Origin of the sequence: Hoeflea sp. (assembly GCF_039975035.1) — a bacterium.
Taxonomy (GTDB): domain Bacteria; phylum Pseudomonadota; class Alphaproteobacteria; order Rhizobiales; family Rhizobiaceae; genus Hoeflea.
The window spans coordinates 1-16,022 of record NZ_JBDWHW010000193.1 but is presented as its reverse complement, the minus strand read 5'-3'; the positions used below and the strand labels follow the sequence as shown (position 1 = coordinate 16,022).

The window sequence follows — 16,022 nt, the reverse complement described above, 5'->3', positions numbered from 1 at the left end:
GGCGTCGGCCTCAAGCCCAAGTCCGGATTCAACTTCACTGGCGCGAAATCCGGTGGCGGCGGAAAACACCGTACCATCGAATTCAAGATCATGGTCGTGCTCGGTAAAACCCAGCACCAGACCATCGGTGCGGGTCAGCCGCCAGGCATGACAAAGGGTGGTTGAGGTCTCAGCCAAATGCGCGGCCAGTGCGCCGGGAATGGTCCTCATGGCTTGATCTCCACCAATGGCACGGAGGGTGCCGTGCCTGCCTTGAACGCCGCCAGGCTGATCTCGATGCGGTCGGTGTCAAAGCGCACCGGGATGTCGAACTCGTAACCGGCGGTCACCACCGCCCCGGGCGCTGGCACCAGGCCGGGCGAGATTGTCACAAGTCCGGCAGCGGGATCGACGGTATAATTGCCCGGATCCAGCACGACGCCGTCAACAGCCAGCAGCACGCTGCCTTCGACCGGCTTTTCTATACGGCGCACCGTGGCGCCGCCGGTGTCGGCATAGGACTTGGTCAGCTCGAACACGGTCTGAATCCCGTCGCCGGTGCCGATCTGCTGATCGATTGCCGTGACTGCCTGCCCGGGCGGAACGGAGGCATGGTCAACCGGATCGCGAAACCGGAACCCGTAAAGCTGACCGCGCCGGGCTTCGAAAAAGGCGGTCAGTTGATAAAGGTCCTCGAGACCGCGCAAGCCGGTGCCCGCATCATAGCGCCGCCGCGCATCGACCCAGCGCGCGTTGCGGGTTTCGCCACCATTCGACAGCGCCACGATGTCGGTGCGCCGCCCCGGCCCGCCGCTGGCGCCCAGCGACAGCCGCAGCGGAAACTGCACCTCGTGAAAACCGTTGGTCATATCCGCCTCCCTCGCTTACAGGCCGCGACGGCCGCGACCGACCGCGCGGGCCAGCATGGCGGTGATCTGGGCCTCGGATTTCGAAAAACTTGCCGCATCCGGTGTCGTCACATTGAATGTCACCTGCACGGCCTGCGCGCCATTGCCGGAAGCAACGCCGAGCCTGCCGTCGGGTCCGCGCTTGAGCGGCAGGATCGCCTCGGCGCCCGCTTCGCCCATCAGGCCGACATCGCCGCCCTGCATCGGAAAATACGACGGTCCGCCGACCACGCCGCCGTCGGCGAAGGCGTTGACCCTGCCCGGCACGCCGCCCCTGGCAAAGGGCAGCACCCGGCCCAGACTGCCGGTCAGCCCCGAGATGGAACTGCTGATCAGCTGCTCCAGCGGCTTCATGCCCGCATCAAGCGCGATACCGACCATGCGAGTGCCAAGGGTGCGCAACACATCATCGAGATTGCGCCCCTCGACCGTTGCCGATTTCAACGCATCCGACAGCGCGCCGCCAAAGGCGTCAGCCTTGTCCCTGAGCTCGTCGAGCGCCCGGTCGGCGCTGTCGAGATCCAGATCGACAGTGACTTTCAGATTTGGCTCATCGGTCATCGGCAGGCTCCTTGTTCGCGGTCTTTATCGGTGTTGTCTTCTCCGGCGTGATCATGTCCGGAAACCGTTGCATCAGCGCTTCAAGTCCCTGCCGTGTCGCCATTGCCGGTGCATCATCCGCACCGATCAGCGCGTTGAGTTCCGGCAGGCTCAGCCGCCAGAATGCCTCGGGGGTCAGCCGCAGGCGGGAGAGGCCGAAGCGGATCACGGACGCCCAGGGGAAAAACGTCCGGTCCTGCTCCCTCACCCCGACACCGCCTGCGGCCCGGAAGGGTTTGGCTGACGAACCAGAGCTGAACCCTCCCGATCTGGTGAAGCGTGTGAACTCCCGTCGGCCTCCGCGCTGCCGAAACTCGCCCACAAGAGTTCGGTCGCGATCCGGGCGAAGCCAACGGCCCCGCCCTCGATCGACATGACGCTGACATCCTCGTCGCTGATCCGGTTGCCCGCGCCGCGAAGCCCGGCGCCGACGATTCGGATGATGTCGGCTGCCGACAGCCGGCCGGTCTCGAAGCGACCTGCAAGTTCGGCCAGATTGGCCACACCAAAAGCGCTTTCCAGTTCGGCCAGCGCGCCGAGCGTCAGGCACAGCAGCCGGATTTCACCATCGAATTTCGCCGCGATTTCGCCGCGGTGGCGGTTGGGGTGGGTGCGCATCGTCGCCTCACACCGCCGCAAAGCTGAGTGCGCCGGCGGATTCGAGCGCGATCTCGAAGGTCATTTCGCCATCATGACGACCGGCATATTCGAGTGCCGTGATCTGGAACGGGCCAGTCACTGTTCCGAAGTCCGGGATTGCCACCTGCCAGGCGCGGATCTCGCTTGCGAAAAACACCGCTCGCGTCAGCGCATCGCTCGCCTGATCCTTGAACAGCCCACCGCCCGACAGTGCTGCGCGCTGCACGCCGGCGCCGCCCAGCAGCTCACGCCAGCGCCCGGCAGATTCGGCGTCGGTGATGTCGACGGCCTCGGCGTTGAACGCCAGCCGGCGGGCGCGCAAGCCGGCGATGGTCACAAACGCCCCGCCGTCATCGATCTTGATCAGCAGGTCCTTGCCTTTCTGGGCCGTCATGGGAGTGTCCTTTCACGCTCTTGAAATGGGGAAATCCGAACCACCGGCTTCACGGCTCTGTCACCGCGCGGAACCTGAGCCGCGCCACGTGCAATCCTGATTTGGCGACGCGGCGGCTGACCGTGCGGTCGTGGCGAAGATTGATCAGCACCGCGCCGTCAACCGCCAGATCGGCATCGTGCAAGGCGGCACGCACCGCGTCCGCCATCTCGACGGCCTGCCTGCGCCCATTCTGTCTGGTCCACGCCTCAATCTCGAACCGGTGTTCGCTGCCGTCGCCATCGCCGGTTGAAAAATCACTGGTCGAAGCCTCGCCCATCACCAGATAAGGCGGCTCGGCGCGGCTGATCAGCCGGTCGAAAACCCGGCCCTCCCCGATGATCGCGATCAGGTCCGGATCTCCTGCCAGCCGCGTGACCACTGCTGTCTGCAACGCATTGGCGCTCATGACGTAGTCTCCTCGCACTCGCAGATAAGGTAGCGGCGGCTCTCGTCGGGATCGCGCATGGCGCGGATGACGAGGGAGCGGCCGCGATGGACAAAACGCATGGCGTGTCGGACATCGTCGCGGTAGCGGATGGTAACGCGGTGGCTGATCTTGCTGGTCGCCGCGTCTGCCGCCTCGCCCGGTCTGGCGCGCAGCGGTTCGATCCGCCCCCACAGTTGCGCCACAAGGTCCCAGCTGTCACCGACGCCACCCTGTCCGTCGGGCAGATCCGCCGGCGTCTCGAGCGACAGCCGGGCACTCAGCCGCCCCGGATCGACAAGCAATGTACCCATCACACTACCCGCCTCAGCCAGGGCGAGATCAGCCGGTCATAGCCTGCGGGAATGGCGGCCGGCTGCATGTCCGGCGTCACCGCGCCGCGAAATTCATAGAGATGGGCGGCATGAACCAGAATCGCCCGCTTGAGTTCCGCCGGCACCTCGGTGGCGGAGCCGAAGCCCGCGGTGAATTCGATCTCGATCCCGTTGATCGGCTGGCCGGGCCGTGGCCTGGTCCTGATCACCAGCCGCGCCGGCTGCGCCGTGGCGTCCAGCAGCATGTCGGCGGACGACAGCTCCTGGGCCACCCCTTCAGCGTCATAAACCAGAATCGCATCAATGGTTTGAACCGGCGTTCTCATCAGTTGAATCACGTCGCCACGCGGCCAGTCATCGAGCACCAGGCGGAAACCCTGGCTCATCAGCGCCACGCCGCTCACCGCTTCCAGATGGGCGCGAGCGACGCGGATCAGACCTTCGAGGAGGTCGTCTTCATCGGCGGTATCAATGCGCAGATGCGCTTTCAACTCGGCAAGCGTCACCGGTTCCGCCAGCGGCGGATCGGTCTGGATCAGGGTCATGGCAGTCTCCGGACTGGGTATTTGGGGATGCGTCTCCCTCCCCCGGCAGACCGGGAGAGGGAAGGTGTCGAAGGCAGGGGGCCATGCGATCAGGCGGCGAATTTCAGCAGCTTGATCGCCTCGAAATTCTGCACCCCGCCACCCACACGCTTGGTGGTGTAAAACAGCACATAGGGCTTGGCCGAATAGGGATCGCGCAGGATGCGCACGCCGGTACGGTCGACCACCAGATAGCCGCGGCGGAAATCACCAAAGGCAATCGAGGCCGAGTCCGCGACAATGTCAGGCATGTCCTCGGCCTCGACCACCGGAAAGCCCATCAGCGAAGCGGACTGCCCCGCTCCCGCCGGCGGCATCCACAGATAGTTGCCGTCCAGATCCTTGAACTTGCGGATCTGCGCCTGGGTCTTGCGGTTCATCACGAACCGGCCGTTCTGGCGGTGCCCCGCCTTGAGCGCATAGATCAGCTCGACCAGCCGGTCGGACGGATCAGTGCCAAACGCGCCGGCGGCCCCGGTGGCGATATAACCGAGATTGCCCCAGCTCCAGGCGGCATCATCGACGCTCGGATAATCGAGGAAGCCGCGCGGCTTGTTGGCGCCGTCACCCGCGACAAACGCCGCGCCTTCCTGCTCGGCGAAGGCTGCCTCGACTTCGGCGGCGATCCAACCCTCGATGTCGAGCGCACCGTCCTCGATCAGCGATGCGGTGGCCGCCGGCATGGCGTAAAGTTCCATGGTCGGAAACTGCAGCTCAGCCAGTTGCGGCGCCGCCGTCTGCGGCCGTGCATCGGTCTCGCCGACCCAGCCGGTGGCCATGCCGTCCAGTGCGAAGGGTTTCTTCAACACCGCACCCGACACCTGCCGCACCGTCGCGATCGAACGGATCGGCGAGAGTTCCGACAGTCGCCGGCCGATCTCGCTGTCGAGTTCGTCCGGCACCAGATAGCCGCCGTCGGGATCGCTGCCCGCCGACATGGCCTTGAGTTCCGCCTGCCGCAATCCGGCCTCGTCGCCGCGCCGCACATAGGCGTCAAAGGCCTGGCGCACCGCACCCGGCGCACCGCCGCCGCGCCCCAGATCCGGGCGGGCGCGTTTGAGAAGCAGCGCATCAATGGTGCGCTTCTGCTCATCCAGCGCCGCATCCATGCGGGCCATCTTTTCTTCCGAGAGCACATCGGCGCCGCCACGACGCTCGATTTCTGCCAGGCGCTGCTCGTTGGTCTGCTTGTAGTGCTCGAAGGCGGACATGAAGTCCTCGAAGGCGGCGGAGACATCGGCGTCGACGCTTTTGGTTTCCGGCGCGCGCACGGTTTTCAACTGGGTGGTCATGGGTCGTCCTTTCAACAGGGTTTTGTCGGGGGAATGGGAGGAGCGGACCAACGCACAGGTCAGGGCGCGCATCCGTGTCTCCAGGCGTTCGAGATCCTCCGGCGCAGCGTCCTGCCTGTCCGAAAGCGCGCCATGGCCGTGGGCGATCAGCCCTCGCGCCTGGCGTCTGGTCAGCCCCGCATCCCGCGTGAGCCGGCGTTCGAGTTCGCGCACCGTGAGCGTCGGGCAACCGTGTCCGGCAGCCTTGACGGCGGTCACCCGCGCGCCAGGCTGCATCGGAAATGTCACCACCGAGATCTCCCACAGATCGGCGCTGAGAATCCGGCGCACGCCTGCTTTGGCCTCGGAGCGGGCGCGCACGGTCTGAAATCCGATCGACAGACCGTCGAGCGCGCCCGATTTCATCAGTTCATGCACTTCGCGGGCGCGGGCCACGCCGAGCGACAGCTTGCCCTCGACATGCAGGCCGCGCTGATCCTCGCGGATTGACAGCCAGCGGCCGATCGGCTTGTCCGGATCGTGCTGGTAGAGCATGCGCACATCACCCGCTCCCCGGCGTTTGAGCGAGGCGGCGAAAGCGCCGGGCTCGATCACGTCGCGGCCCAGATCGACCGTGCCGAACAGGCTGGCGTAGCCCGAAAAACTGCCGTCACCGCTCACGTCTTCCAAAGCCAGATCGACGCGTTTGTGCTGTCGTCCGGATGCGCTCCAGTCCGCTTTCATCAGTGTATCCTTCACGTTGTCGAAGTGGTGTCAGGCCAGCGCGGATGCCGCTCAGGCTCTGGGGCCGCGCCCGGTGCGGTCGGCAATGCGGGCCAGCGCGCCCAGCACCCACCATGCCGTCATGCTGGCCGCGGCCGAGCCGCCAAGCAGCGTCTCGTCAGGCGACAGCAGCGCGCTCACCCCCATCCATTGCGCCAGCACCACACCTGCCGGGCCGCCGAAGACCAGGCCGGAGATCACCCCGGCGATGGCCCTCGCGGTGGCTTCGCGCGCGCTTTTCGGCATCATGTAGGCGAGCGAGACCAGCGCTCCGGCGATGGCGCCGGCAATCCGTGCCGCCAGCATCGAGGGTTCGGGGTCGATGCCCTGCATTGGCTTTCCTCCGATCTGGCGCGCGGCAGAATGCTCACGGCCAGGCTCACAAACAGAATCAACCGGTTGCGGGCCTGAGTCCGGTTCAGCCCGCAACACGCTGATATCCCACAGCTTCCCGCTTTTCCTCATCGGTCAGGAAATCGGCAGCACCGACCCGTGACCAGAGCGCGTCGCGCTCGGCCGAAAGCCCGGGAAGCCGGTCGGCGTCATAATCGACCCGCAGCCCTGCCCCATAGGCCGGCTGCAGCCAGGTGGTGAATGCGGCTGCGGTGCGGTGAACCAGCGGCAGCACGGTCAGGCGGCAGAAGGCGCGGTTGGCCTCCTGGTAATTGGCGTAGGTCAGGTCGCCGGGGATGCCCAGCAGCATCGGCGGCACGCCCAGCGCCAGCGCGATGTCGCGCGCCGCACCGTTTCTGGCCTCGATGAAATCCATGTCGCGCGGGGTCAGCCCCATCGCCTTCCAGTCGAGTCCGCCTTCCAGCAGCATCGGCCGCCCTGCCCGGCGCGCGCCCTGATAGCCGTCTTCAAGTTCAGCCTTCAGCCGCTCATATTGCTCGGGCGTCAGGTTGCCGCCGTCCTTGGGCTGATAGACCAGTGCCCCCGACGGACGGGCGGAATTGTCGAGAAGCGCCTTGTTCCACTCCATCGCCGCATTGTGCAGATCAAGCGCCATCAGGGCTGCTTCCAGCGGCGCGAAACCCAGATGATCGTCGAGCGGGTGAAACAGCTTGAGATGCAGCAGCCCCGGCCCGTCCTCGGGCGTCACCGCAAAGCGCTGCCGCTTGCCGCCGGCCTGATGCTCATAGGCAATGGGCCACCCATCCGGACCGGCGATCACCCGCATCCGGTCGGGCCGCAATATCTGCAATCCGGCAACGCGGCCACCGGCGCCCACCGGGTTGATCCAGGCATTGCCCGAAAGCACCAGATGGCCGTAAAGCGTTTCGAAAAATCCGTCGCCGGCGCCGGTGGGCTCGGGCCGGTTCAGCAGATCGAGCACCGGATGGCGCTCCTGTTCGCGGCCACCGTCAAACACCAGCCAGGGCACGGATGCCGCGGCTTCGGCGATCATCCGCGTTGCCCGGTGCGCCACCGGGTTGCGCATGAAACCTTCGCGCGCAATGGCCGGGTAGCTGCGCCCGCTCCAGCGCGCGGCGTCATTGCCCGAGAATGCGGCGATCGCGCCCGGCAGCCAGCTCTTGGCCGCGGGCGGTTTCGCGGCGTTGGCGCGTGTCCAGGGAAGCCTCAATCCGAATGCCATGTTCACACCTTTTGCGTGTCCGGAATCAAAAACCCCGCCGAGGCGACCCGGCGGGGTGGTGATGTCATCAATTGTATCGCGGGGACCGCGGCCCCAGCTTCAGTCGCCGGGAGCGCCCGATCCGATCGAACTCACGAAGTCAGCGGCGATGCGCAGCTCCCTCAGCGGCCGGACAATGTCGATCGAGCGCTGATACAGCGGATCGGCCTTGTAGGCGGCCAGTGCGGCTTCATCCTCGAATTCGCCATAGACGACGAAATCAACCGGTTCGGAGATCGCATCACCGTTGAGATTGCGGCCGATTTCAAAATTCAGTGCATGCGGGGTCGCCGCCAGCAATTGCAAACCCTGCTCCACCCGCTCGCGATCCGTGGGATCTTTCACGCTGAAAAACACGATATGGCGAATCATGCGGACTTCCTTTCGGTCTTGAATGGGGTCCTGATCCTCCGTTCGCTGCAAATTGGCAACCGCATTGTCGCCGCCGTTCACAAATGCCGCACCTGCGGCGAGCCCCTGCGGCCGAGCAACAATTCGCTCAGCGCCCAGACCAACGCGTCGAGCCGGTCGGGCGAGCGGCCGGAGCTGAGCCCGTCCGGGCCAAAATCGCACATCTGGTCTTCCAGTGCGCCAAAATGGCCGGCATGGACCACCCGGCCCTGCTCGTAGAGGGCCGCCACCGGTTCGGCGCGCAGCCATTTGCCGCGCGTCGCCCGCACGGTCCTCACCGGCAGCGACGGCTCGACGGTGCGCAGCACGCTTGTCACCATGTCGCCGCCCTGGTTGATTTCGGCGACCACGCAGTCGGCGTCAAACCGCCGGTAGAGCCGCGCCACCGCTTCGGCCCAGCGGGTCGGACTGGCGCCCTCGACAGATCCGTCGGCCAGCACCACCGCCCGGCCTTCCGCATCCAGCCCGGCGGCAACGATGCCGCAGCAGGAATATTTTGCTTCCCCCACCGCCGGCGGATCGACCGCCACCACGATGCGCGCCAGTTGGCCATGGCTGCGCACCACCAGCGCCTCGATCTGGTCGCGCCGCCACAGCCCGTCCTCGCGGTCGGCAATCAATTCGCCATCGAGTTCCTGCCGGCCCAGCCGGGTTCCGCCATAGCGCGCCCGGATGGCGTCGAGAAATCCCGCCGCCAGATGCGCGGCGTTGTCCTCGGTGCGGATTCGCGTCACCCGCGTCGCCTTGTCCTTGACCAGCGCCAGCATCAACGGCGTGGCCCTCGGCGTCGTCGTCACCAGTTGGCGCGGCGCGGTCCCAAGCCTCAAGCCGAATTGCAGCATGTCCCAGGTCTCACGGCTGTGGCCCCATTTGCCCAGTTCGTCGCACCAGGCGAGAGAGAATTGCGGCCCACGCAGGCTTTCGGGATCTTCCGACGAAAACATCTGCGCCACCGCCCCGGAGGGCCACACCAGCCTGCGCCGTGTCGCCTCGAAGGCCGGGCGATCGGCCCGCGCCACACCGAGAATGCCCGACACGCCGTCGATCATCACCTCGCGCGCATCGCCGAAGGTTTCGGCCACCAGCGCGATGCGGCCGTCGCGGCCAAGACCTGCGATCTCGCCCGAGGCAAGCGCGTGCACCCATTCGGCGCCGGCGCGGGTCTTGCCCGAGCCGCGTCCGCCCATCATCAGCCAGGTGCGCCAGTCACCTTCGGGCGGCAATTGTTCGGCCCGGGCAGTGAGCTGCCAGTCGCTCGAGTGCGCGATCAGCGCCCGATCATCGAGCTGCGCAATATGTGCTGCCACCAGATCTGTCACGGTATCGGTCGCTGGCGCTGGTTCCGTCGGAGGCGCCTTGACTTGACGTCGCCACACAGGGCTGGGTCGCCATCCGCAGGCAAGAAGATTGCGGAGCGGCACCGCAGCCTTGCGGGGACCGGGAATGTCCCAGGCGCTGGCCATAAGCATGGCAGTCAACCCGTGCATCGTCATTCCGCCGCCATCTCGTCCGCCGTCAGCCCGTCCGTCCGGCGCTCCGCCGCCAGCCGTTCGGCTGCGGCGAGGATCAGTTGCCGCACGGTCTGGCGCATCTGTTCGCGCTCGTCGGCGCTCAGCGTCCGGGCCGTGGTGCGGGCCTGGTCCTCGGCAATCAGCCGCTCCATCTGGTCGATCTTTTCGAGCGTGCGGGCAATCAGCGAGACCTGGTCCACCGCCGCCTTGCCTTCCACCCCGTCGGCGCCAAGCCTTGCTGCCTCGCGGTCGATCACGGCGCGCATCTGGGCCAGCATCCGTTGCGTGCTTTCAGCGAGCAATGTCGGCGCCGGCAGGCTGTCGCCTGGAGCCTCCGGCACGGCCGCAGTCACATCCACCGGATCACCCTGCTTGAGTTCAAGCGGTTCGAGCATCAGTACAAGCTCGACCAGCCGGTCGATCAGCTCCGTCTCATTTCCAACCTCGCGCCCGAACCCGCCCCTGCCCGGATCATCCGCTCCGCACAGCCCTTTGCCCCCGCCAGCTCCACAGCTCCCGGTCATCACAGCCTCGCAAATTTTTTGAAACCGGTGGCACCCAGCCACCAAAAAAGCGCCCCGGAAAAACCAGAGGCGCATTGCGCAACCATCACTTGTCAAACGAAACAGCCGCCAATACCGCAGTCAAACCCGGCACCGCTTGCGGCGCAATTCCGTGACGATGACATCACCCTACCAGAGCAGCGTGACACCGTCAAGGATTATTTTCCTATTTTTGTGTTTGACGTAGGTCCGACTTGATTCACCATCCGCCGATTAGACCCTGTGCCTGTCACAGATACCTTCAAGCGACATGTCGCTGCGCTCACGGTTTTAATTCTCGAGAGTGATATCCCTCAAGCCAGGCGTAAAAAAGCCATTCAACCTCATAGTTCTTGTTGGTTTCTGTTAGTTTTGCTATATTCGCCGTATGAAACACGAGCCCATGAAAACACTCACGATCTCGCTGTCCCAGCAGCAGATCTCGTGGTTGCAGCAGGCGGTGGCGTCCGGGTCCTACGCATCCAACAGCGAGGTGATGCGTGATGCGCTTCGTTTGTGGGAACAGCGGCAGGAACTGCGCGAGCTTGAAATCAACCGGCTCAAACGCGCCTATGATGACGGCATGGCCAGCGGAGAAGGCCGCTCAATAGACGCCGGCTCCCTGCTCACAAAACTAAAAGCTGAACGTCATGGCTGAAGCCAGGCTCAGCCCCCGGGCCGAGCAGGATTTGCGCGACATCTGGCACACCATCGCTTTCGACAATGAATTTGCGGCAGACACGCTGTTGCGGCACATGCTGGAAAAAGCAGATCTCGCAGCTACCCAGCCCCATATGGGCGTGGGACGGCCGGAGTTGAGTCCCACTGCGCGGATCCTCATCGAGGGCAATTACATCCTGATCTACGAACCGATTACATCCTGATCTACGAACCGATGGCTTACGGCATATTGGTCGTGGCCATCGTCCATGGCGGACGGGACCCGGAGAGTTGGTTGTAAGAACGACCATTGCCATTTTCACTCGGCCATGCGGCCAATTCCACTCATGCAGCGCCTTGACAATGTCGCCAAGCGCTGCGCCAAACAGTGCCGGATCGCCGTCCTCCAACGCGGGTTTGGTTGCAAGTGTCATAGATTTAGAACTTCTTCCCCAGACCGGCCGATTTCAAAATGGCGTTGGCGGTATGGCGGCTTTTGAGATTGCGAGGCACCAGAACCAGCCGCCCGGTTTGTGCATTCTGCCATTTCTCGTGTGACCCCTTTGCGTTGCCGAGGTAGGCAAAGCCAGCTCTGGCCAGTTCATCGCATACCACGCGATAAAACCCCGACACCATTCAGGCGGCCAGTTCCGGGTTGGGCCGCTCCCAGACAATTGTCGGAATCAGATCGCGCAACGGAATGGTATCCAGCTGGTCAGGGCTGATATGGTTGGCTATCACCAGATCAGTGGCGACATCGCGCATGATAGCTTCGAATTCTTCAACGGTTTCAGCCTCGATGTGCAGCCCTATGATGTCGCTCTCCGAGACATAGACCTTGGCCTCGTCGTCCCACACGGCCTTGACTGAAAAACTTCGTTGCATGCCCTGCTCCAGTTGGTTTGCACGCATTTGGAACTGGCAATCTATCACAGACAAGGCGGGTTGAGAATTCCCTGCGCCAGGCACTTCCCCTCCCCGCGCACAAAAAAACCGCCAGAGATTGCTCTCCGGCGGATAAGGTGTGCTTCACCAGGGGGGGAGGATGAAGCCTTGGGGGAAAAGGGGCTGAACGCCTAGGCTATGGCAACGATGCCGAGCACGGCGAGCAGGAACAGGATCAGCACGATGCCGATAAGCAGCTTGGCACCGGTCATGGCGGCGCCCGACAGGCGGCCAAAGCCGAGCAGGCCGGCGACGGCTGCGACAATAAGCAAAATCAGGATCCACTGGATCATAAATCAACCCTCCATTTGGCAATACGCGACATCAACGCCGCCCGGCGGAAATGGTTCCATCGATTCCCGAATATTCGTCCCGCAACCCGGCGCACATCCGTGCCCGGCCCGGCTCGCCGCCGCTGCGCCGGTTCGATGGCGCCGGTTCGAGGGCGCTGGTACGAGGGCGCCGGGGGGCTGGCTCCTGTCCGGCCAGGCCTTCAGCTTCGGGTCAGGCCCGCCATGGCATAACACTCCCACTCTTCCCGACCGATATCGAGGCATAACGCGCGGCCATGGCCAGACCCGACAAGTTCACCTTCCTGCTGCTGTTGCTCGTCAGCCTGGTTTTTGGCGTGAAATCCTACATATCGCTGTGGACCTTCACCGATGCGGGGCTGTCGCTCGGCTCGCTGAAAACCCCTTACTGGGATTTTCTCAATCTGTGGTTCGGCTCGCATCTGGCCGGGTCCGGACAGGTCGAGCTGCTGTTTGATCCCGAGGCCTACCGCGCGGCGATGCGGGCGCTGTTCGGCGCCACCCTGCCCGATCATGAATGGAGCTATCCACCCTCGATGCTGCTGGTCGGCGTGCCGCTGTCGTTGATGCCGCTGGGGCTTGCCTATTGGCTGTGGACGCTTGGCGGCGGCGTCGCCCTCTATGCGGCGCTGTCCTGCCTGGGCCAGATCCCGCGTCCGCTGCGGCTGCTGGTGGTGATCAGCCCGGTGGTGTTGCAGAACGCATTCTTTGGACAGAACGGCGCCTACACCACGGCGCTGATGATCGCGGCGCTGGCGCTGGCGCCGAAGCGGCCGCTGCTGGCCGGACTGTTCGCTGGCATCCTGACGTTAAAGCCGCATCTGGGCATACTCATCCCGATTGCCTGGCTGGCGGCGGGATACTGGCGGGCGATCTTTTCGGCGGGCACCGTCGCCATCATCCTGTTTGCCGCCACCGGCATGATCTTCGGATTTGCGGTGTGGGCGGATTTCCGCGCGGTGACGACGCCGCTGATGGTGTCGATCCTGGAGGCGCCGTTTCCGCAGCCCTATCACACCCAGGCGATGACCGTCTTCATCGCGCTCAGGGCGCTGGGCGGTTCCCTGGCGCTCGCTTATGGCGCGCAGATCGTTGCGGCATTGATTGCCGTCGCCGTCACCTGGAAAATCTGGCGTACCGATGCGCAGGCCCTGCAAACCGTCGACCGGATCATCCTGACTGCGCTGCTGGCCTTGGTGGCCACGCCTTACGGCTATTCCTATGACGGGGCGGGCATCGCGCTGGCGGCGGCCTGGCTGGCGATCAGCCGCGACCTGACAACCGCGCCACGCCTCGTTCTCTGGATCGCCTGGCTGTTTCCGGTGTTCATCCTGTCGATGATGTTCCAGATCTACGGGTTTTTCGTGCTGATCCCGATCGCGCTTGCCGCCATGCTGGGCACACTGCCTCCCGGGACCGGGGTTCAGGCTTCCTCGCCCGGCCATTCGACCAGGTAATCCTCGAAATCCTCCAGCGCAATATTGTCTTCGCTCAGCGTGCGGCCGCGCACCGAGACACCGGCCTCGTGCACTGTTTCCGGATCGCCCGAAACCAGCGGATGCCACCAGTACAGACCGGCGCCTTCAGCCACCAGCCGGTAGCCGCAGGTGGGTGGCAGCCAGGTGATGGTCTCGACCTGGTCGGGCGTCAGGCCAATGCAGTCGGGCACGCTCGCCTGACGGTTGGCGTAATCCTTGCAGCGACAGCTTTCACCGTCGAGCAGGCGGCAGGCTATGTTGGTCCAGGCGATCTCGCCGGTGTCCCAGTCCTCGAGCTTGTTGAGGCAGCAACGGCCGCAGCCGTCGCACAGGCTTTCCCATTCGGCCGCGTTCATCTCGTCGAGCGATTTGGTCATCCAGAAGGGCTGTGCGCCCATGAGTGTTATCCTTTTTATGCGTTGCTTCGCGCCCGGCGCGGCGCGCGCGTCTTGTCCTTTGACTGAAAATCGGCCAAAAGAACAGACCCAAGGGGCGAAAACCGTGGTGCCGTCGTGCACCGCGCAACCGGCAACACGCGATGGCGCAGGTCACTGCCGCCCGCAATGGATCGAGACCCGTGCAAGACCCGTTCAACCAGCAAGACCGGCCACGCAAGCGCTCCACCTTTTTGCTCCGCATCGATTCGTGGATAGATTCCTCGATCTGGAACGCCGGGTTTCGCGCCGGCGAGATCTGGGAGGAAATCACCATCTTCTTCCGCAGGTTCCGCACCCGCGGCCCGTGGAAGGTGTTTTTCGAAATCGTCGGAGAAGGCATGAATGTCGGCACGGCGGGGTTTGTGCTGCTTCTGGCGCTGGCGCTGCCGGCGTTTCAGGAAACCTCGGGCAACTGGCGGGCGCGGGACGATTTCGCCATCACCTTCCTCGATCGCTACGGCAACGAGATCGGCCATCGCGGCATCATCCACGAGGATTCCGTCCCCGTCGATCAATTGCCCGATCATTTCGTCAAGGCGGTGCTGGCCACCGAAGACCGGCGGTTTTTCGAGCATTTCGGCATCGATTTCCTCGGCCTTGTCCGCGCCATGACCGAAAATGTCAAAGCCAATTCCGTGGTCCAGGGTGGTTCCACCATCACCCAGCAATTGGCCAAGAACCTGTTTTTGACCAATGAGCGGACGCTCGAGCGCAAGATCAAGGAGGCGTTTCTGGCCTTCTGGCTCGAGGCCAACCTGCCCAAGAAGGAAATTCTCAGGCTGTATCTCGACCGCGCCTATATGGGCGGCGGCACCTTTGGCGCTGCGGCGGCGGCGCAGTTCTATTTCGGCAAGGACATCACCGATGTCTCGATCGCCGAAGCCGCCATGCTCGCGGGCCTGTTCAAGGCGCCTGCGCGCTATGCGCCGCACATCAACCTGCCGGCCGCAAGGGCGCGGGCCAACGAGGTGCTGTCCAACCTGGTGCAGGGCAATCTGATGACCGAGGGCCAGGTCATCGGCGCACGGCGCAATCCGGCCAGCGTGATCGACCGTGGCGACCATGATGCGCCGGATTATTTTCTCGACTGGGCCTTTGAAGAGGTCAAGCGCATCGCCGGCGGATTTGACCAGCATTCGCTGATCGTGCGCACCACCATCGATCCCGGCATGCAGGAAGCCGCCGATGCCGCCGTCGAGACCGGTCTGCGCCAGTATGGCAAGCAATACCGTGCAAGCCAGGGCGCTCTGGTTCTGATCGAGAACGGCGGCGCCGTGCGCGCCATGGTCGGCGGCCGGGATTATGGCGAAAGCCAGTTCAACCGCGCCTCCCATGCGCTGAGGCAACCGGGCTCCTCGTTCAAGATCTTCACCTATTCGCTGGCCATGGAAAAGGGCATGACACCCGACAGCCCGATCGTCGACGCGCCGATTCACTGGGGCAACTGGAACCCGAAGAATTATGGCCTGAGCTATCGCGGCCGCATCGACATCAAGACGGCGCTGGCCAAATCGATCAACACCATTCCGGTGAGGATCGCCAAGGAAAAGCTCGGCGAAGATCCGATCGGCCAGATCATGGCGCAGGCGAAGAAATTCGGGGTCGATACTCCGATCCGGCGCGACGTCACCATTCCGATCGGGACCTCGGAAGTCACCGTACTCGACCAGGCGACCGCCTATTCCGTGTTTCCGACCGGCGGATATCAGTCGCGCCGGCACGGCATCGCCCAGATCGTCAACTACAATGGCGATGTGCTTTATGATTTTGCCCGCGACGAGCCGCCGCCGGAACGCGTGCTGTCTGAAACGGCAGGCGCCTACATGAACCAGATGCTGACCCGCGTTCCCTATGTCGGCACCGCGCGGCGCGCGGCCGTCGACGGGGTTCTGACCGGCGGCAAGACCGGCACCACCCAGGCCTATCGCGATGCCTGGTTCTGCGGGTTTACCGGCAACTTCACCGCCGCGGTGTGGTTTGGCAATGATGATTACACATCGTCCAACCGGATGACCGGCGGTTCACTGCCGGCAATGACCTTCAAACGGGTGATGGACTACGCCCACCAAGGCATCGAACTCAGGGCGATTCCCGGGGTCGAGAACCCGCTGCCCGAACCCAAGGCCGCACCG

At 64.3% G+C, this 16,022-nt stretch carries 23 protein-coding genes and 1 pseudogene; 4 read left to right on the top strand and 20 right to left on the bottom strand.

Annotation, left to right across the window (positions count from 1 at the left end):
- From ABJN75_RS17395 to ABJN75_RS17320, 16 genes and pseudogenes are all read right to left on the bottom strand, one after another.
- A partial coding sequence (locus ABJN75_RS17395) for a DUF2163 domain-containing protein (protein WP_348440843.1) occupies positions 1 to 210 on the bottom strand: 210 nt, incomplete at its 3' end.
- Entirely contained in the window at positions 207 to 848 is a 642-nt protein-coding gene (locus ABJN75_RS17390; RefSeq protein WP_348440842.1) for a DUF2460 domain-containing protein, read from the bottom strand. The genes ABJN75_RS17395 and ABJN75_RS17390, both read right to left, overlap by 4 nt.
- Before the next feature lie 15 nt (positions 849 to 863).
- Positions 864 to 1,448: a phage tail tape measure protein gene (locus ABJN75_RS17385; RefSeq protein ID WP_348440841.1), complete on the bottom strand. Its 585-nt coding sequence runs from the start codon at positions 1,446 to 1,448 to the stop codon at positions 864 to 866.
- Entirely contained in the window at positions 1,438 to 1,695 is a 258-nt protein-coding gene (locus ABJN75_RS17380) for a rcc01693 family protein (protein WP_348440840.1), read from the bottom strand. Before ABJN75_RS17380 ends, ABJN75_RS17385 begins: the two co-directional genes overlap by 11 nt.
- Positions 1,692 to 2,105 carry a gene transfer agent family protein gene (locus ABJN75_RS17375; RefSeq protein WP_348440839.1) on the bottom strand — a complete coding sequence of 138 codons (414 nt, stop codon included), beginning with the start codon at positions 2,103 to 2,105 and terminating at the stop codon, positions 1,692 to 1,694. The genes ABJN75_RS17380 and ABJN75_RS17375 overlap by 4 nt, the downstream gene beginning before the upstream one ends.
- A gap of 7 nt (positions 2,106 to 2,112) precedes the next feature.
- Positions 2,113 to 2,520 carry a phage major tail protein, TP901-1 family gene (locus ABJN75_RS17370; RefSeq protein ID WP_348440838.1) on the bottom strand — a complete coding sequence of 136 codons (408 nt, stop codon included), beginning with the start codon at positions 2,518 to 2,520 and terminating at the stop codon, positions 2,113 to 2,115.
- A 49-nt stretch (positions 2,521 to 2,569) separates the two neighbouring features.
- Positions 2,570 to 2,968 carry a DUF3168 domain-containing protein gene (locus ABJN75_RS17365; protein ID WP_348440837.1) on the bottom strand — a complete coding sequence of 133 codons (399 nt, stop codon included), beginning with the start codon at positions 2,966 to 2,968 and terminating at the stop codon, positions 2,570 to 2,572.
- The gene (locus ABJN75_RS17360; protein WP_348440836.1) at positions 2,965 to 3,300 is read right to left on the bottom strand and encodes a phage head closure protein; all 336 of its coding nucleotides are present in this window, start codon (positions 3,298 to 3,300) and stop codon (positions 2,965 to 2,967) included. Before ABJN75_RS17360 ends, ABJN75_RS17365 begins: the two co-directional genes overlap by 4 nt.
- Positions 3,300 to 3,866, bottom strand: a complete 567-nt coding sequence (locus tag ABJN75_RS17355; protein ID WP_348440835.1) for a head-tail connector protein — start codon at positions 3,864 to 3,866, stop codon at positions 3,300 to 3,302. Before ABJN75_RS17355 ends, ABJN75_RS17360 begins: the two co-directional genes overlap by 1 nt.
- A gap of 89 nt (positions 3,867 to 3,955) precedes the next feature.
- The gene (locus ABJN75_RS17350) at positions 3,956 to 5,197 is read right to left on the bottom strand and encodes a phage major capsid protein (RefSeq protein WP_348440845.1); all 1,242 of its coding nucleotides are present in this window, start codon (positions 5,195 to 5,197) and stop codon (positions 3,956 to 3,958) included.
- 249 nt (positions 5,198 to 5,446) lie between these two features.
- Positions 5,447 to 5,920: pseudogene (locus ABJN75_RS17345) on the bottom strand (HK97 family phage prohead protease); the annotation flags it as partial.
- Between the two features lie 51 nt (positions 5,921 to 5,971).
- Positions 5,972 to 6,391 (bottom strand): DUF6107 family protein, encoded by a 420-nt coding sequence (locus ABJN75_RS17340; RefSeq protein ID WP_348440834.1) that lies wholly within the window; start codon positions 6,389 to 6,391, stop codon positions 5,972 to 5,974.
- Positions 6,378 to 7,556, bottom strand: coding sequence for a phage portal protein (locus ABJN75_RS17335; RefSeq protein ID WP_348440833.1), 1,179 nt, complete (start codon positions 7,554 to 7,556; stop codon positions 6,378 to 6,380). The genes ABJN75_RS17340 and ABJN75_RS17335 overlap by 14 nt, the downstream gene beginning before the upstream one ends.
- Positions 7,557 to 7,655: 99 nt before the next feature.
- Positions 7,656 to 7,967, bottom strand: coding sequence for a Dabb family protein (locus tag ABJN75_RS17330; RefSeq protein ID WP_348440832.1), 312 nt, complete (start codon positions 7,965 to 7,967; stop codon positions 7,656 to 7,658).
- A gap of 77 nt (positions 7,968 to 8,044) precedes the next feature.
- The gene (locus tag ABJN75_RS17325) at positions 8,045 to 9,277 is read right to left on the bottom strand and encodes a terminase family protein (RefSeq protein ID WP_348440844.1); all 1,233 of its coding nucleotides are present in this window, start codon (positions 9,275 to 9,277) and stop codon (positions 8,045 to 8,047) included.
- Positions 9,278 to 9,495: 218 nt separating this feature from the next.
- Entirely contained in the window at positions 9,496 to 10,041 is a 546-nt protein-coding gene (locus ABJN75_RS17320) for a hypothetical protein (RefSeq protein ID WP_348440831.1), read from the bottom strand.
- 421 nt (positions 10,042 to 10,462) lie between these two features.
- Between ABJN75_RS17320 and ABJN75_RS17315 the strand changes: the two genes are divergently transcribed.
- Positions 10,463 to 10,717: a type II toxin-antitoxin system ParD family antitoxin gene (locus ABJN75_RS17315; protein ID WP_348440830.1), complete on the top strand. Its 255-nt coding sequence runs from the start codon at positions 10,463 to 10,465 to the stop codon at positions 10,715 to 10,717.
- On the top strand, positions 10,710 to 10,943 hold the full coding sequence (locus ABJN75_RS17310) for a type II toxin-antitoxin system RelE/ParE family toxin (protein ID WP_348440829.1): 234 nt from the start codon (positions 10,710 to 10,712) through the stop codon (positions 10,941 to 10,943). Before ABJN75_RS17315 ends, ABJN75_RS17310 begins: the two co-directional genes overlap by 8 nt.
- A gap of 214 nt (positions 10,944 to 11,157) precedes the next feature.
- Here the strand turns inward: ABJN75_RS17310 and ABJN75_RS17305 are convergent, their stop codons facing one another.
- From ABJN75_RS17305 to ABJN75_RS17295, 3 genes are all read right to left on the bottom strand, one after another.
- Complete coding sequence (locus ABJN75_RS17305) at positions 11,158 to 11,355, bottom strand: type II toxin-antitoxin system HicA family toxin (protein ID WP_348440828.1); 198 nt, start codon at positions 11,353 to 11,355, stop codon at positions 11,158 to 11,160.
- A complete protein-coding gene (locus tag ABJN75_RS17300; protein WP_348440827.1) occupies positions 11,356 to 11,604 on the bottom strand; it encodes a DUF1902 domain-containing protein in 249 nt (82 codons plus the stop codon).
- A gap of 191 nt (positions 11,605 to 11,795) precedes the next feature.
- On the bottom strand, positions 11,796 to 11,957 hold the full coding sequence (locus ABJN75_RS17295; protein WP_097107973.1) for a DUF1328 family protein: 162 nt from the start codon (positions 11,955 to 11,957) through the stop codon (positions 11,796 to 11,798).
- Positions 11,958 to 12,232: 275 nt separating this feature from the next.
- On the opposite strand from ABJN75_RS17295, the gene ABJN75_RS17290 reads away from it, so the two are divergent.
- Complete coding sequence (locus tag ABJN75_RS17290) at positions 12,233 to 13,432, top strand: glycosyltransferase family 87 protein (protein WP_348440826.1); 1,200 nt, start codon at positions 12,233 to 12,235, stop codon at positions 13,430 to 13,432.
- Here the strand turns inward: ABJN75_RS17290 and ABJN75_RS17285 are convergent.
- On the bottom strand, positions 13,399 to 13,851 hold the full coding sequence (locus ABJN75_RS17285) for a YcgN family cysteine cluster protein (RefSeq protein WP_348440825.1): 453 nt from the start codon (positions 13,849 to 13,851) through the stop codon (positions 13,399 to 13,401). The genes ABJN75_RS17290 and ABJN75_RS17285 overlap by 34 nt on opposite strands.
- Before the next feature lie 140 nt (positions 13,852 to 13,991).
- Here ABJN75_RS17285 and ABJN75_RS17280 point away from each other — a divergent pair.
- A partial coding sequence (locus ABJN75_RS17280) for a PBP1A family penicillin-binding protein (RefSeq protein ID WP_348440824.1) occupies positions 13,992 to 16,022 on the top strand: 2,031 nt, incomplete at its 3' end.

Bases quoted from the DNA above. Each gene is read 5' to 3' on its own strand.
- ABJN75_RS17390 (WP_348440842.1), bottom strand. From the start codon at position 848: ATGACCAACGGTTTTCACGAGGTGCAGTTTCCGCTGCGGCTGTCGCTG.
- ABJN75_RS17385 (WP_348440841.1), bottom strand. From the start codon at position 1,448: ATGACCGATGAGCCAAATCTGAAAGTCACTGTCGATCTGGATCTCGAC.
- ABJN75_RS17375 (WP_348440839.1), bottom strand. From the start codon at position 2,105: ATGCGCACCCACCCCAACCGCCACCGCGGCGAAATCGCGGCGAAATTC.
- ABJN75_RS17370 (WP_348440838.1), bottom strand. From the start codon at position 2,520: ATGACGGCCCAGAAAGGCAAGGACCTGCTGATCAAGATCGATGACGGC.
- ABJN75_RS17365 (WP_348440837.1), bottom strand. From the start codon at position 2,968: ATGAGCGCCAATGCGTTGCAGACAGCAGTGGTCACGCGGCTGGCAGGA.
- ABJN75_RS17360 (WP_348440836.1), bottom strand. From the start codon at position 3,300: ATGGGTACATTGCTTGTCGATCCGGGGCGGCTGAGTGCCCGGCTGTCG.
- ABJN75_RS17355 (WP_348440835.1), bottom strand. From the start codon at position 3,866: ATGACCCTGATCCAGACCGATCCGCCGCTGGCGGAACCGGTGACGCTT.
- ABJN75_RS17350 (WP_348440845.1), bottom strand. From the start codon at position 5,197: ATGACCACCCAGTTGAAAACCGTGCGCGCGCCGGAAACCAAAAGCGTC.
- ABJN75_RS17335 (WP_348440833.1), bottom strand. From the start codon at position 7,556: ATGGCATTCGGATTGAGGCTTCCCTGGACACGCGCCAACGCCGCGAAA.
- ABJN75_RS17330 (WP_348440832.1), bottom strand. From the start codon at position 7,967: ATGATTCGCCATATCGTGTTTTTCAGCGTGAAAGATCCCACGGATCGC.
- ABJN75_RS17320 (WP_348440831.1), bottom strand. From the start codon at position 10,041: ATGACCGGGAGCTGTGGAGCTGGCGGGGGCAAAGGGCTGTGCGGAGCG.
- ABJN75_RS17315 (WP_348440830.1), top strand. From the start codon at position 10,463: ATGAAAACACTCACGATCTCGCTGTCCCAGCAGCAGATCTCGTGGTTG.
- ABJN75_RS17310 (WP_348440829.1), top strand. From the start codon at position 10,710: ATGGCTGAAGCCAGGCTCAGCCCCCGGGCCGAGCAGGATTTGCGCGAC.
- ABJN75_RS17305 (WP_348440828.1), bottom strand. From the start codon at position 11,355: ATGGTGTCGGGGTTTTATCGCGTGGTATGCGATGAACTGGCCAGAGCT.
- ABJN75_RS17300 (WP_348440827.1), bottom strand. From the start codon at position 11,604: ATGCAACGAAGTTTTTCAGTCAAGGCCGTGTGGGACGACGAGGCCAAG.
- ABJN75_RS17295 (WP_097107973.1), bottom strand. From the start codon at position 11,957: ATGATCCAGTGGATCCTGATTTTGCTTATTGTCGCAGCCGTCGCCGGC.
- ABJN75_RS17290 (WP_348440826.1), top strand. From the start codon at position 12,233: ATGGCCAGACCCGACAAGTTCACCTTCCTGCTGCTGTTGCTCGTCAGC.
- ABJN75_RS17285 (WP_348440825.1), bottom strand. From the start codon at position 13,851: ATGGGCGCACAGCCCTTCTGGATGACCAAATCGCTCGACGAGATGAAC.